Annotated in this window: 11 protein-coding genes and 1 tRNA gene; 8 read left to right on the plus strand and 4 right to left on the minus strand. The window is 39.1% G+C overall.

The features are described from left to right. Nucleotides 1–54 precede the first annotated feature (54 nt). On the minus strand, nucleotides 55–1,035 hold the full coding sequence (nadA, locus tag BACCOPRO_RS00495) for a quinolinate synthase NadA (protein ID WP_040311013.1): 981 nt from the start codon (nucleotides 1,033–1,035) through the stop codon (nucleotides 55–57). A gap of 459 nt (nucleotides 1,036–1,494) precedes the next feature. Here nadA and BACCOPRO_RS00505 point away from each other — a divergent pair, with 459 nt between their 5' ends. Further along, nucleotides 1,495–2,037: an RNA methyltransferase gene (locus BACCOPRO_RS00505; protein WP_040311033.1), complete on the plus strand. Its 543-nt coding sequence runs from the start codon at nucleotides 1,495–1,497 to the stop codon at nucleotides 2,035–2,037. On the opposite strand, the gene BACCOPRO_RS00510 is transcribed toward BACCOPRO_RS00505, so the two are convergent. After that, nucleotides 2,032–2,637, minus strand: a complete 606-nt coding sequence (locus BACCOPRO_RS00510) for a DUF4294 domain-containing protein (protein WP_008139887.1) — start codon at nucleotides 2,635–2,637, stop codon at nucleotides 2,032–2,034. The two genes, BACCOPRO_RS00505 and BACCOPRO_RS00510, sit on opposite strands and share 6 nt — an antisense overlap. Nucleotides 2,638–2,722: 85 nt before the next feature. Here BACCOPRO_RS00510 and BACCOPRO_RS00515 point away from each other — a divergent pair, with 85 nt between their 5' ends. Both BACCOPRO_RS00515 and BACCOPRO_RS00520 read left to right on the plus strand, forming a co-directional pair. Continuing rightward, nucleotides 2,723–4,768 carry a helix-hairpin-helix domain-containing protein gene (locus BACCOPRO_RS00515; RefSeq protein WP_008139889.1) on the plus strand — a complete coding sequence of 682 codons (2,046 nt, stop codon included), beginning with the start codon at nucleotides 2,723–2,725 and terminating at the stop codon, nucleotides 4,766–4,768. Nucleotides 4,769–4,819: 51 nt separating this feature from the next. Then, nucleotides 4,820–5,599: a radical SAM protein gene (locus BACCOPRO_RS00520; RefSeq protein ID WP_040311014.1), complete on the plus strand. Its 780-nt coding sequence runs from the start codon at nucleotides 4,820–4,822 to the stop codon at nucleotides 5,597–5,599. Nucleotides 5,600–5,682: 83 nt separating this feature from the next. Here the strand turns inward: BACCOPRO_RS00520 and BACCOPRO_RS00525 are convergent, their stop codons facing one another. Further along, nucleotides 5,683–7,368: a SulP family inorganic anion transporter gene (locus BACCOPRO_RS00525; RefSeq protein WP_008139893.1), complete on the minus strand. Its 1,686-nt coding sequence runs from the start codon at nucleotides 7,366–7,368 to the stop codon at nucleotides 5,683–5,685. 215 nt (nucleotides 7,369–7,583) lie between these two features. On the opposite strand from BACCOPRO_RS00525, the gene rbr reads away from it, so the two are divergent. The 5 genes from rbr to BACCOPRO_RS17740 all read left to right on the plus strand — a co-directional run bounded on the left by rbr (nucleotide 7,584) and on the right by BACCOPRO_RS17740 (nucleotide 11,516). After that, nucleotides 7,584–8,162: a rubrerythrin gene (gene rbr / locus BACCOPRO_RS00530; protein WP_008139895.1), complete on the plus strand. Its 579-nt coding sequence runs from the start codon at nucleotides 7,584–7,586 to the stop codon at nucleotides 8,160–8,162. A gap of 192 nt (nucleotides 8,163–8,354) precedes the next feature. Further along, nucleotides 8,355–9,638 carry a phosphopyruvate hydratase gene (gene eno, locus BACCOPRO_RS00535; protein ID WP_008139897.1) on the plus strand — a complete coding sequence of 428 codons (1,284 nt, stop codon included), beginning with the start codon at nucleotides 8,355–8,357 and terminating at the stop codon, nucleotides 9,636–9,638. A 234-nt stretch (nucleotides 9,639–9,872) separates the two neighbouring features. Then, nucleotides 9,873–9,946: transfer RNA gene (locus BACCOPRO_RS00540), tRNA-Asp, on the plus strand. Between the two features lie 380 nt (nucleotides 9,947–10,326). Further along, the gene (locus BACCOPRO_RS18405; RefSeq protein ID WP_008139899.1) at nucleotides 10,327–11,292 is read left to right on the plus strand and encodes an immunoglobulin-like domain-containing protein; all 966 of its coding nucleotides are present in this window, start codon (nucleotides 10,327–10,329) and stop codon (nucleotides 11,290–11,292) included. Between the two features lie 23 nt (nucleotides 11,293–11,315). Further along, on the plus strand, nucleotides 11,316–11,516 hold the full coding sequence (locus BACCOPRO_RS17740; protein WP_008139901.1) for a hypothetical protein: 201 nt from the start codon (nucleotides 11,316–11,318) through the stop codon (nucleotides 11,514–11,516). A gap of 239 nt (nucleotides 11,517–11,755) precedes the next feature. On the opposite strand, the gene mutS is transcribed toward BACCOPRO_RS17740, so the two are convergent. Next, nucleotides 11,756–14,359: a DNA mismatch repair protein MutS gene (gene mutS / locus BACCOPRO_RS00550; protein WP_040311034.1), complete on the minus strand. Its 2,604-nt coding sequence runs from the start codon at nucleotides 14,357–14,359 to the stop codon at nucleotides 11,756–11,758. Nucleotides 14,360–14,506: the final 147 nt, after the last annotated feature.

Genomic DNA, 14,506 nt, shown 5'->3' on the forward strand with positions numbered 1-14,506 from the left:
TAATACTCAAATCTTATCCTCAAAGTAACCAAAAACAATGATATAAACACATTATTATTTACTAAGCTCTAACATTCTTCGAATAGGTTTGATAGCCTGACGGGCAATTTCAGCATCAACTTGAACCTCTGGCCATTCATATTTTAAAGTGTTATATAACTTTTCAAGTGTATTTAAACGCATAAAATTACACTCATTACAAGCACAAGTACTATCTTCAGGAGGAGCAGGAATAAAATTCTTATCCGGACATTTGCGACGCATTTCATAAAGAATTCCACTTTCTGTCGCTACAATAAAGTTTTTACTGGTACTGTTTATTGCATAATTCAACAAACCAGCTGTAGATCCAATCTTATCAGCTAATTTAGCAACCGCTCCTTTACATTCAGGATGAACTAAAATTTCAGCATCAGGGTATCGTTGTTTCAGTTCTATGATCTTTTCTACAGAAAATTTTTCATGCACATGACAAGCACCATTCCATAACAACATATTTCTTCCTGTTACAGAATTTATGTAATTACCTAAATTCTTATCCGGACCAAAAATCAATTGCTGATCTTTAGGAAAACTATCCACAATCTGACGTGCATTAGTGGAAGTTACGACAACATCAGTCACAGCTTTTACAGCTGCACTGGTATTAACATATGAAATAACCTTATAACCAGGATGTTCTTTCACAAACTGAGCAAAACTATCAGCAGGGCAACTATCAGCGAGTGAACAACCAGCATTCAAATCAGGTATCAATACTTTTTTATCCGGACAAAGTATCTTTGCTGTTTCTCCCATAAAGTGTACTCCGCACATTACTATAATTTCCGCATCCGTTTTAGCAGCCCATTGAGCCAAGGCCAAACTATCTCCTATAAAATCCGCTATTTCCTGAATCTCATCAGCTTGGTAAAAATGTCCCAAGATAACAGCTTTCTTTTCCTTGCATAAATTACGGATTTCAGCTTTTAAATCCAGCATCTTGTCTACAGGCTCTGACACATAGCCCTTTTTCAACCATTCTTCTTTCATCACTTATTAAAATTATAGTTTTTCTTCTTTTTAAAAGGAAATCTATGATACTTATAATAGTTCGTTAATAGTGTTAGTAAAAATAAGACCGTTTCCTTTGTTCGTTTCGTTATTAAATAGAGAGAATAGGATATTAGTAATACATCAACAAGCTTACATATTGATAATTCCTTCTTTATCTCTTCTATTAACACTTTGTTGATAATAAGCAAAGTTAAAAACTTTCCATTTATAAACCTGCTCTTTTCTACTAAAAATATGTTTAAAGATCAGATGAAATTTTTATGCTAAGTTTTTTGGATTGTTTGCTGAGAGGGATTATTAAAGCTTTCTTTGAATAATGCAAGCAATAGTTTTCATTTTCTTTTCTTTCTTTTTTTACAGCTTTTCCACCGTTTTCAACAGGGTTATGAAGATAGTTTTTATCTTTGTTGTCAAATAAAGCTAGAAATTATGACGGAGTTGAGAAAATTAAAGATTACAGAAATGAACCGCAAGACGGTGGAGGAATTCAAAGAAGCTAGAAAGATTCCTTTGGTAGTAGTACTCGATCAAGTACGCAGTTTGCATAATATAGGGGCTGTATTTCGTACGGCTGATGCTTTTTTGGTTGATAAGATCTATTTATGTGGTATTACAGCGACTCCTCCTCATCCGGAATTACACAAAACAGCTTTAGGTGCTGAATTTACAGTTGACTGGAAATATTTTAAGAATACTCAAGATGCTGTAAATGATCTTCATAAAGACGGATATGTTGTTTTAGCCATAGAGCAATGTGAGGGAAGTACAATGCTTGATGATTTGATACTGGAGAAAGATAAAAAATATGCTATTGTTTTTGGTAATGAAGTAAAAGGAGTCCAGCAAGAAGTCGTTAACTCATGTGATGGTTGCATTGAGATACCTCAATATGGTACTAAACATTCTCTGAATGTTTCTGTTACTGCAGGAATTGTTTTGTGGGAATGTGCTCGAAGATTAATAAGATATCTTTCGTTATAATTGTCCGTTTTCTACTAAAATAATAACCCTTTCTACCAGTTTATCTTCGTCTTCTGGGTGATATTCTTTTTTTAAGCTAGCTCCAAATAAAGCTGCAAATGTTTGGTAAAAACCAGCTTTAAATGGCCCCATAAAAGCTTTGACCAACTGGTAGGAAGATTGGTTGCATTCGCGATTTATTAACTTTATCAACAGTTTTCCCTGTGAAAATGTCAATTTCTTCATTCTGGGAGTATATTGTTCCTTTAATCCCTTCTCAACCAGCTTAATATGTTTTTCTCGAGATTTTTTGTCGGGAAGTGTTTCCAGATATTCATATGTTTCTATAACTGCTCTTTTAACCTCTTTGGCAATGGGAAGAGTTTTTTTCACATCACGAACAATCTTCCAATAATATCTTTCCTGCTTTTTGTTTTTAAATTTTATTTTAGGGTATACATATACTGTTCTTAACGTTATTGAGGGTATAGTATCTCCTTCATATACACAAACTGGTACCATATAGCCTTTTTGACCAGGCTGTTGTTGGTGCTGTGAGTATACTGGACGGATACAAAAACAGCATAGTAATATCAGAAGTATGAATTCATTTTTCTTCATGTTTACAAAAATAGAAATAATAATGAATCCAGTATTCTTCTAAAGTGAAAATTAACGTATATAAGTTGTGAATAAAGGTTGGTATATGATGTTAAAGAAGTATGTTTTAGCCTGTTTATTAGCTTGTTGTATTGTTAATATATCGGCACAGTCGGACTGGGTGGAATGGGAGGAAAATACATTGGAAGTTGAAGACCTCACTTATTGGCAAGAGAAATATGAAGAATTGAGCGAATTGGCTGAACATCCTTTTAATATTAATACAATAACGAAAGAACAATTAGAGCAGCTTCCATTTCTCTCTGATAAATTAATAGAGAATATTCTTTATTATTTATATAAATATGGTCCGATGGTAAGTAAAAACGAATTGTTAGGAATTGAGGGGATGGATTGGCAGACACGACATTTTTTGAAAGACTTTATTTATATTGGACCTGCTGATAATAAGAAAGATAAGTTCTCTATTAACCATATGTTGAAATATAATAAACAGGAGTTAATAACTCGGTTAGATATTCCATTAAATGTAAAAGCTGGATATGCAGAATATTCTCCAGAGATTTTAAAAGAAAAGCCTAATAAAAAATATCAAGGTAATGCTTTATATCATAATCTTCGTTACCGTTTCCAATACCGTAATCAGGTGTTTGCCGGATTGACAGCTGAAAAAGATGCAGGAGAACCTTTTTTTACTAAATATAATCGGAAAGGATATGACAGTTATACTGGATATCTTTTTCTTCAAAATCTGGGGCGCTTGAAGACACTGGCTTTAGGACATTATCGGGCAAGCTTTGGATACGGTTTAGTTATGAATATGGGATTCAGCATGGGAAAATCAATGACTCTTTCAAGTATGAACAGAAAAGGTAAAGGTTTTATCAAACATACCTCTGTAGACGAAGGATCTTATCTACAAGGAGTAGGAGCTACTTATACTTTGGGAAAACGATGGGATTTATCTGCCTGTTATTCTTTTCGAGAAATGGATGGTAATGTAGAAGATCAGTTTATAAAATCGTTGAAAACGGATGGATATCATCGGTTAACTAAAGATCTGGAAAAGAAGAATAGTTTTAATAATCATTTGATAGGGTGTAATTTAAGTTATAACGGGAAGTATGTCGAATATGGATTAACTGCTGTTTATAATCATTTTAACAAGATGTTGAATCCGGATTATCGAGATTATAATCGTTATTATCCTCGAGGAAAAAACTTTTATAATGCTGGAGTACATTATAAAGTATATATGAAGCGGTTTATCTTTTCAGGAGAAACAGCTATTGATAAACAAGGAGCAGTATCTACCTTGAATATGTTGACTTATTCACCAGATGTTAATACTACTTTTACTTTTATCAACAGGTATTATGATAAGCGTTATCAAAGTTTATATGCAAGCTCTTTTAGTGAGAATTCTCGTCTGCAAAATGAAGCAGGTATTTATATTGGCCTGGAAAGCAGTTTGTTCAGCCCTTTAAAGATTTTATGTTATGGTGATTTCTTTTATTTTCCCTGGAAAAGATATCAGGTAGATCGTCGTCGGACTACAGGAGTAGAGGGGGTTTGTCAATTAGGTTATTCACATAATAATTCACTGTCTATGTTAGTAAAGTATAGCTATAAACATTATGCAAAGAATTATACTTCTTCTAATGAACAAAAATATGTATTGCCTTATATTCGACAGCGATTACATTATCAACTTTCTTATGTTCCTATTGAGAATACATTGTTGAAAACAACTGTTGAATATATCCGTGCAGGTTTTTGGAAACAACGGATGGGGCAGGGGGTGTTGGTTAGAGAAACTTTAAAGGGAGAATTACCGGCTTTTCCCATTCAGGCATCTCTTGCAGCGGCCTGGTTTTATACAGATAATTATGATTCCAGGGTTTATTTTTATGAACCGAGTGTCTTGTATGCTTTTTCTATGTTCTCTTTTTATGGAAAAGGAACACGGCTGGCTGTTAATTTAAAATATACTTATCATCGTTGGTTAACGATACAGGCCAAATGGGGATGGACACATTACATGGACAGAAATCGTATCAGTTCAGGCACAGAAGAGATTATGGGCAGTAATAAGGCTGATCTTCAGTTTCAGGTACGTGTCAAATGGTGAATCCATAAATTATTCGTATTTTTGTGTTGATTAATCAAAAAGAACGTATTTATGTCAACAGTGATTTATCCTTCTCCGGTATTCGGACCAATTCATAGCCGGCGTCTGGGAGTTTCGTTGGGAATTAATTTGCTTCCGGCTGATGGTAAGTTTTGTACTTTTGATTGTATTTATTGTGAATGTGGATATAACAAAGATCATCGTCCTCATCAGAAATTACCTACACGTGAAGAAGTAAGGGAAACATTGGAAAATCGTCTGAAAGATATGCAGATTAATGGACCTGCACCTGATGTTCTTACTTTTGCAGGTAATGGAGAACCTACTGCTCATCCTGAGTTTGCAGGAATTATAGAAGATACTTTGGCTTTGCGTAATCAATATTTTCCTGCTGCCAAAGTCAGTGTTTTGAGCAATTCTACTTTTATTCATAAAAAAGAAGTGTTTGATGCGCTTAATAAAATAGATAATAACATTCTGAAACTTGATACGGTAGATTTGGATTACATTCATAGAGTAGATCGTCCAACCGGACATTATGATTTAAACCGGTTAATTGAAAGGATGAAAGACTTTAAGGGAAATCTGATTATCCAGACCATGTTTATGAAAGGGACAACAGACGAAGGCGTGGATGTAGATAATACTTCCGATCAGTATGTATTGCCTTGGTTGGAAGTGGTGAAACAAATAACTCCTAAGCAAGTGATGATTTATACGATTGACAGAGAAACCCCGGATCTCTCTTTGAGAAAAGCCACTCACGAAGAGTTGGATCGTATTGTGAATTTAATCAGGCAAGCCGGAATTCAGGCTAGTGCCTCCTATTGATGGAATAAGATATAAAAAAATAACATGTACAGATGGTGAATCTTTCATCTGCACATGTTATTATTATAAAGAAAGGATTTTGATTAGAGTTCTTTTACTTCTTTTGCAGCCACTTCCAGTGCTTCATTGATATTGCTGCAGATATTTTCTTTACCTAATAATTCATAGAATCCGGATTTTTCCAGTACGGCATGTACCTGATCATTGACACCAGACAGAATGATGTGAATATTTTCTTTCTGTGACATTTTACAAAGGGTTGTCAGGTTATGAATGCCGGTTGAATCAATGAAGGGAACTTTACGCATACGGATAATACGGATTTTAGGACGATCGCCTAAGCGAGCCATAATTTCTTCAAATTTGGTAGCTATACCAAAGAAATAAGGACCGTTGATTTCATATACTTCTACGCCTTCAGGAACGATCAGATGCTCTTCGTGTACTTCTAAGTCTGATTCCTTATTCGGGTCAATTTCATCGGTGATAACAGAAATCTGAGTTGTTTCCATGACTCGTTTCATAAATAATACACAAGCAATAACCAATCCAACTTCGATTGCTACTGTCAGATCAAAGATAACGGTCAGGAAGAAAGTAATGAGCAATACGGTAACATCTGATTTCGGATTTTTCAGCAAACCTTTAAATACTCTCCATCCGCTCATGTTGTAGGAAACAATAACCAGAACACCAGCCAGACATGCCATCGGGATGTATTGCGCCAGTGGCATCAGAAATAATAAGATAAGCAGCAGGACAACAGCATGTACAATACCTGCAACAGGAGATTTACCTCCATTATTGATATTCGTCATTGTACGGGCAATAGCTCCGGTAGCCGGAATACCTCCAAATATCGGTGATACAAAGTTGGCGATACCCTGGGCTATCAATTCTGTATTTGAATCATGACGGTCACCGATAACACCGTCAGCGACGGCTGCTGAAAGTAATGACTCGATTGCTCCCAATACAGCAATCGTAATAGCTACCGGGAAAAGATTTTTTATGGCTTCCCAGTCCAGTGAAGGTACGGCTGCTTCCGGTAACTGGGCTTTGATACTGAAACGGTCTCCAATGGTATCAATGCATTGGATTCCTCCATACATTTTCATCAAATAGACTGCAACAGTTACCAGAACGATGGCTACTAACGATCCGGGAATTTTTTTTGAGAATTTAGGAGTAATAGCGATGATGAAGATACTGGCAACACTGACAACAACATTCCACCAGTTAACAGTATCGAAATGATGGAAGTAAAGGATCCATTTACCAATAAAATCTCCGGGTACTTTTTCTCCGTTAAAATTTAATCCGAATATATCAGCAATCTGAGTTGTAAAGATTGTAACGGCGATACCGCTGGTGAATCCGATAATGATAGGATAGGGGATAAACTTAATAATTGTTCCCAGTTTAAAAATACCTAACAGTACGAGTATAATACCTGCCATCATGGTAGCAACCATCAGTCCTTCGATACCATACTCCTGAATGATACCATAAATGATAACAATAAAGGCGCCGGTCGGTCCTCCGATCTGTACTTTGCTTCCTCCTAAAAAGGAAATTATAAAACCAGCTACGATAGCTGTGATGATACCTTTTTCAGGAGTAACTCCAGACGCAATACCAAAGGCAATGGCTAGAGGAAGTGCTACAATACCTACAATAATACCCGCCATCAGGTCCGTCATAAAGTTTTCGCGGGTATAATTTTTTAGGGTTGTGAATAATTTGGGTTCAAATTCAAAAGCTTTCATTTGCCTAAAATGTTATAGTTTATAAAAATAAATGCAAAAGTATATAATAATGCGAACATAAACTATATTATTAAGGTTAATATTCATAGTAAGAGATTGAATTTCTTAATAGATTATAAATAAAAGTTGTAATGATTACAATTTTGAATAAAATTATTACCTTTGCAATGTGATTAATGAAAATATAAAGATTCAACGAATAATAACTAACGATTATGGAAAAGAGTATTAAAGGTACAAGAACAGAGAAGAATTTGGCAATTTCATTTGCAGGTGAATCACAGGCAAGAATGCGTTATACTTATTTCGCAAGTGCTGCCAAGAAAGAAGGTTTTGAACAGATTTCAGCTATTTTCACTGAAACTGCAGACCAGGAAAAGGAACATGCAAAGCGTATGTTTAAATGGCTGGAAGGCGGAATGGTTGAAATTACAGCAAGCTACCCTGCCGGCGTAATCGGTACGACTCTTGAAAATCTGAAAGCTGCTGCTGCCGGAGAGAATGAAGAATGGTCACTCGATTATCCTAAATTTGCTGATATTGCTGAAGAAGAAGGATTCCCGGCTATTGCAAAGATGTATCGTGAAATTGCAGTTGCTGAAAAAGGACATGAAGAAAGATACCTGGCTTTGGCTAAGAATGTAGAAGAAGGTAAAGTATTCAAGAAAGATACAGAAACTGTATGGCAATGCCGTAACTGTGGTTACTTATATGTAGGTACAGAAGCTCCTGAAATCTGCCCGGCATGTCTGCATCCTCAGGCTTATTTTGAAGTGAAGAAAAACAACTACTAATCAATCTCAATATCCCTTTTAGGGAAATGTAGTGGCGGAGAATCCAGAAAGACATTCTATATGTCGGAAGGATCTCCGCATTACTTTTTCAACAGGTGTGGAAAAATACCTAAATTAAGGTATTGTGCTGTTTATCAGAACTTGTCATCTTTGTAACAGAAATAAGAAGTAACTTTATAAACAGATATTAATATGAAGATTAAAGCTATTATAGGTCGTGAAATACTCGATTCGCGAGGTAATCCTACCGTAGAGGTTGAAGTCAGACTGGAGTCTGGAATTATAGGAAGAGCTTCGGTACCTTCCGGAGCTTCAACCGGAGAGCATGAAGCATTGGAATTGCGCGATCAGGACTCAAAACGTTATGGTGGTAAAGGAGTCTTGAAAGCGGTAGACAATGTGAATAAAGTGATTGCACCGGCACTTCAGGGATGGTCAGTTTTAGAACAACGCGCCATTGATCATAAGATGCTGGAACTGGATGGAACAAAGACCAAATCCAATTTGGGAGCCAATGCCATTCTGGGAGTTTCGTTAGCTGTAGCTAAGGCAGCAGCCAATTATTTGAATATTCCTTTGTATCGTTATATCGGAGGGGTAAATACCTTTGTCATGCCGGTTCCGATGATGAACATTATTAATGGAGGTTCACACAGTGATGCACCTGTTGCTTTTCAGGAATTTATGATTCGTCCGGTAGGAGCACCTTCTTTCCGGGAAGGTTTGCGTATGGGGGCTGAAGTGTTCCATGCCTTGAAGAAAGTGTTGCATGACCGCGGACTAAGCACTGCTGTCGGTGATGAAGGAGGCTTTGCTCCTGCTTTGAATGGTACTGAAGATGCTCTGGAATCTATTTTGGCTGCAATTAAGCTGGCAGGATATGAACCTGGAAAAGATGTGATGATCGGTATGGACTGTGCCTCTTCTGAATTTTATAAAGAAGGAGTGTACGATTACACAATTTTTGAAGGAGAACACGGGAAAAAGCGGACATCTGATGAACAGGTTGCTTATCTGGAAGAATTGATCAGCAAATATCCGATTGATTCCATAGAAGACGGTATGAGTGAAAACGACTGGGCAGGCTGGAAAAAACTGACAGACCGTATCGGTTCCCGCTGTCAGCTTGTTGGTGATGATTTGTTTGTTACCAATGTGGAATTCCTGGCTAAAGGCATTGAGCAGGGATGTGCCAACTCGATTCTGATCAAGGTCAACCAGATTGGTTCGCTGAGCGAAACGTTAGACGCCATTGAAATGGCCCATCGGCACGGTTATACCACAGTGACTTCACACCGTTCAGGAGAAACGGAAGATGCAACGATAGCTGATATTGCCGTGGCTACCAACAGCGGACAGATCAAGACTGGTTCTTTGAGCCGTTCCGACCGTATGGCAAAATATAACCAGCTTCTTCGTATTGAGGAAGAATTGGGTAGTTTGGCTGTTTATGGTTATCAGCGTATCAAACAGTAGTATTGGGTAAATAAGTCATATTTGGTGTTTCTGCAAGTACGGATAAGAATAATCTCAATTTTGAGAGATTTTATCCGTACTTTTTTATTATTGATAATAAGGTATTTAGCTTTCTGGTGAAAAATAATTGCGAAAAAAGAATGAAAAAAGTTCGCAGAATGTTTGCGGATTTGAAAAATAGTCGTATCTTTGCAATCGCAATCGAGAGAGAAAGCAACAAAACAAAAACTTAATGGTGCGTTAGTTCAGTTGGTTAGAATACATGCCTGTCACGCATGGGGTCACGGGTTCGAGTCCCGTACGCACCGCAATAAAGGGTGTAAATCAAGTTATTACGAGATTTACACCCTTTTTCATACCTTGTTTGTAAGTATCTGTAATTCCTTTCGAAGAGTTTTCGTTTCTTTTGGGATGAAATATAAGCCCAATTCTTGCTCTTATCGTCTGTTTTTCTTATCTTTATGGATAAGAATTTAAGAATACGATGAAAACAATAACTTTATTACTTATAGTCCTCATGATAATATTGACCGGATGTCATGGAGGAAAAAGAAAAAAAGAGATTTATCCTGTAAATGCTGCCGCGCTACAATAGAATACTGCTACTTTACAAAAAGAAACGGTAGCAGACACCGTCAAGTCCACTATCGTCAGGCAGGACACTGGGGAAGTTTTTATACCAGTCATCGTGCCTTACTGCAATAAAATTCCAACAGGTAAGGAAATCAGCCCAGCCCTTTTGAGTATACATGCGGAATACGACTACTATCCACTCCCGACAAATGAAATAACCATCTTTGTAACTAATAAATCCAGCAAGGAATACACCTGTGGGGATGAGTACAGTATAGCCTATTATAACGAAAAAAACAAGTCATGGGAATCGCTGCCTGTCAATCCGATTCGGGAGGATATGCTCTGGATAATCTCTTCGTACCAAAGCAACAGAATGCAAACTATACATATCTATACCGACATTACGCCAAATCGCCCGGGGAAATACCGCATATACAAGTCGTTCAACAATGATACGGAAGTAGCATTTGCGGAATTTGAAATGGTGGATAACAAGGGTGTAAGAAAGTTAATGGATATTTTAGTCGATATCATCAGGAAATATCCTAAGGCAGACACTATACATGAAAACTTTTCAACTGCATGTCAGCGTTACGACGGTGACACGATAGAAGTTGGTCTGATAAACAACGCCATGCCGTATCAGGAAATGTTCAGAAGAAAAATACTGAACTACTCCGCACTTGATTTCGGGAAGATAGAGCCGCCCCAGCCACTCCCTTTCACCACGACATCGGACACTATGGGCATCAGCATGAAAACAGAAAAGACTGTTTATCCTGTAGGTACGAAAGAAATTACAGTAATAATATCCAATAATAACAGCAGGACTTTGTTCTTCGGCGTTGACTATGGAATTGCCCGAAAGAAAGGAGACGAATGGATAGCGCTGAACACATCAACCGTTTTTAATAGTTTGGGCATCGGCGTAGAAAAAGGGCGTAACTACGATTTCAAGGCTTGGATGTACAACCTTGTAAACGACAACAAGCCCGGCACGTACAAGATCTATAAGAGAATAGGTTTTGACGGCAGCAGGAAAGAATGGTATATGTCGGCAGAGTTCAGGATAGAATAATCATATCAGCAGTATGAGGAACAATGTTTTTCATAACATTTCTGGCAGCCCTTTTATCCGCAGGATGTAAGGATGAAAAATATCAGGGAGCTACCGTCTATCAAAGCGGAATTGGTGATGCCATATTATTGGCAAGCGACAGCATCGGGAATGAAGTGAGAATGGAAAATAATACAGGGAAACTGCGACACATCTACAAGAGAGGTCTATGCCATTGTATTTAATCCAAAATAGAAAAAATTAAGCTACGGGCGAAGCTGGGAATTAGAATGATATTTTACGATTATTTAGGTTCAAGTTTTGTACGCACCGCACAAGTTCAATAATTTAAACTCAATATCTTTTCAGAGCAAGTCATGGGGCAGGACAGCGTAAAAACGGAGCAACCTGAAAGATTAAAAAAGAAAGCCGGCTCAGTTCGAATATTGTATTTCTTTTGCCGGCTTTGTGACCAACCGTCAGTTTATCTTCCTCTGACGATTTTCTTGATATCGTTCAATTTGTTTAAAGCTTCAATAGGAGTCAGGTTATTGACATCCAGATTCAGTATTTCATCACGTATCTGACAAAGCACCGGATCGTCCAGCTGGAAGAAGCTGAGCTGCACACCATCCTGCTGGGCTGTTGCATTCGATTTGCTTTTCGTGTGGATATTTTGTGCAGAAATACCTTCCTGACGGTTTTCTGCTTCCAGCTGATGCAGGATTTCATCGGCCCGTTTGACGATTGTTTTCGGCATTCCCGCCATTTTGGCTACGTGAATACCGAAGGAATGTTCGCTTCCTCCACGCTCCAGTTTGCGGAGGAAAATCACTTTATTGTCTACTTCCTTCACCGTTACATTGTAGTTCTTGATGCGTTTGAACTGCGCCTCCATGTCGTTCAGTTCATGATAGTGGGTAGCAAAAAGCGTTCTTGCCCGGGCACGCTTGTGTTCGTGAATATGCTCTACGATGGCCCATGCAATGGAGATACCGTCGTAGGTAGAAGTACCTCTTCCCAATTCATCAAACAAGACCAGGCTGCGGGGAGAAAGATTATTCAGAATGTCTGCCGCCTCGTTCATTTCCACCATGAAAGTAGATTCTCCGACGGAAATGTTGTCACTTGCTCCCACACGCGTAAAGATTTTGTCTACCAGTCCGATATGTGCGCTTTCAGCCGGAACGAAACATCCGATCTGTGCCATGAGGGTAATCAGGGCAGTTTGTCGCAGCAAGGCAGACTTACCGGCCATGTTCGGTCCGGTAATGATGATAATCTGCTGTTCTTCTGTGTCCAGATATACATCGTTGGCAATGTACTTTTCGCCCAGAGGGAGCTGCTTTTCAATGACCGGATGCCGTCCCTGACGGATATCCAGTACATCATCGTCGGCCACGACCGGACGGATATACCGGTTGGCTTTGGCTACACTGGCAAACGACAAAAGGCAGTCCAGCCGGGCAATCTGGGTAGCATTGATCTGGATCGCCGGAATAAATTCGGACAGTGCCATGACCAGTTCGTTATAAAGCCGTGTTTCCAGAATCAGAATTTTGTCTTCTGCTCCGAGGATCTTTTCTTCATATTCTTTCAGCTCCTGAGTGATATAGCGTTCTGCATTCACCAGAGTCTGCTTGCGTATCCATTCAGCCGGAACCTTGTCTTTATGCGTATTGCGGACTTCAATGTAATAGCCGAATACATTATTATATGCAATTTTCAGGCTGGGAATACCAGTCTGTTCAATTTCGCGCTGCTGAATTTGCAGCAGATAATCTTTACCCGAATAGGCAATTCGTCTCAATTCGTCAAGTTCTTCGTTGACTCCGTCCGCAATGACTCCTCCTTTATTGACCAGCAGGGGAGGATCATTCTTTATCTCACGGGCTATCTTGTCACGGATGGATACACAGAGGTTCAGTTGTTCTCCGATTCTTCGCAAGCTTTCGTTTTCAGCATTCTGGCAGGCATTCTTGATCGGTTCGATAGCCTGAAGGGCAACTTTCAGCTGTACGACTTCGCGTGGAGAGATTCGTCCTACTGCCGCTTTGGAAACAATACGTTCCAGGTCGCCGATCAGATGAAGCTTCTCTTCAATAAAATCCTTGAAATCCGGTTCCCGGAAGAAATATTCCACCACGTCCAGCCGCTCATTGATGGGCTTCACATCTTTCAGCGGGAATACGATCCAGCGTTTCAGCAGTCGTGCTCCCATGGGACTGATGGTATGGTCGATGACATCCAGCAGGCTGGTACCTCCTTCGTTCATGCTTCCGGTCAGCTCCAGGCTTCTTACGGTGAATTTATCCAGTCGCACGTAACGGTCTTCTTCGATTCTGGAAAGTGAAGTGATATGACCGATCTGGTAATGCTGAGTCATATCCAGATATTGCAGGATTGCTCCCGAGGCAATGATACCATTCTTCAGATGTTCCACACCGAATCCCTTCAGATTCTTCGTTTCGAAGTGCTTCAACAGCTTTTCGCGGGCGGAAGTTTCCGTAAAGATCCAGTCGTCCAGTTCAAAGGTAAAGAACTTGCTTCCGAAGTTGCCTTCGAACATGCCTCGCTTGCCCCGTTCGAACAGGACTTCTTTCGGACCGAAATTGTTGAGCAGTTTGTCGATGTAGTCAAAAGGACCTTCTGCTGTCATGAATTCGCCGGTGGATATGTCGAGGAAAGCCACACCACAGGCTGTCTTCCCGAAGTGAACAGCTGCCAGGAAGTTATTTTCTTTATACGACAAGACATTGTCATTGATTGCAACACCGGGAGTTACCAGTTCCGTGATACCCCGCTTCACCAGTTTCTTGGTTGTCTTCGGGTCTTCCAGCTGGTCACAGATGGCTACGCGTCGTCCGGCACGGATCAGTTTAGGCAGATAAGTATCCAGGGCATGGTGAGGAAATCCAGCCATTTCTACCGTCTTAGCCTGTCCGTTCGCACGTTTGGTGAGCGTAATACCCAGTATTTCTGCTGCGGCAACGGCATCCTCCGAATAAGTTTCGTAAAAGTCTCCACACCGGAACAGCATGATTGCGTCAGGGTGTTTAGCCTTCAGATCGAAATATTGTTTCATCATCGGAGTCAATACTACATCATTATCCTTTGCCACGGTTCAGTCCTTTCTTTATTAGAGTTTAATACTTATTTTCAAGGCTGCAAAGATATCAAAAGGTGAGCGCCGAGACAAATGAAAACCGCAGTTTTTATAAACTGCGGTTTTGTT

The sequence above is a fragment of the Phocaeicola coprophilus DSM 18228 = JCM 13818 genome (assembly GCF_000157915.1).
In the GTDB taxonomy this organism is placed as follows: Bacteria; Bacteroidota; Bacteroidia; order Bacteroidales; family Bacteroidaceae; genus Phocaeicola; species Phocaeicola coprophilus.

Excerpts from the sequence above, each read along its gene's own strand:
- BACCOPRO_RS00510 (WP_008139887.1), bottom strand. The coding sequence starts at position 2,637 with ATGAAGAAAAATGAATTCATACTTCTGATATTACTATGCTGTTTTTGT.
- BACCOPRO_RS00515 (WP_008139889.1), top strand. The coding sequence starts at position 2,723 with ATGATGTTAAAGAAGTATGTTTTAGCCTGTTTATTAGCTTGTTGTATT.
- BACCOPRO_RS00520 (WP_040311014.1), top strand. The coding sequence starts at position 4,820 with ATGTCAACAGTGATTTATCCTTCTCCGGTATTCGGACCAATTCATAGC.
- BACCOPRO_RS00525 (WP_008139893.1), bottom strand. The coding sequence starts at position 7,368 with ATGAAAGCTTTTGAATTTGAACCCAAATTATTCACAACCCTAAAAAAT.
- rbr (WP_008139895.1), top strand. The coding sequence starts at position 7,584 with ATGGAAAAGAGTATTAAAGGTACAAGAACAGAGAAGAATTTGGCAATT.
- eno (WP_008139897.1), top strand. The coding sequence starts at position 8,355 with ATGAAGATTAAAGCTATTATAGGTCGTGAAATACTCGATTCGCGAGGT.
- BACCOPRO_RS17740 (WP_008139901.1), top strand. The coding sequence starts at position 11,316 with ATGTTTTTCATAACATTTCTGGCAGCCCTTTTATCCGCAGGATGTAAG.
- mutS (WP_040311034.1), bottom strand. The coding sequence starts at position 14,359 with ATGATGAAACAATATTTCGATCTGAAGGCTAAACACCCTGACGCAATC.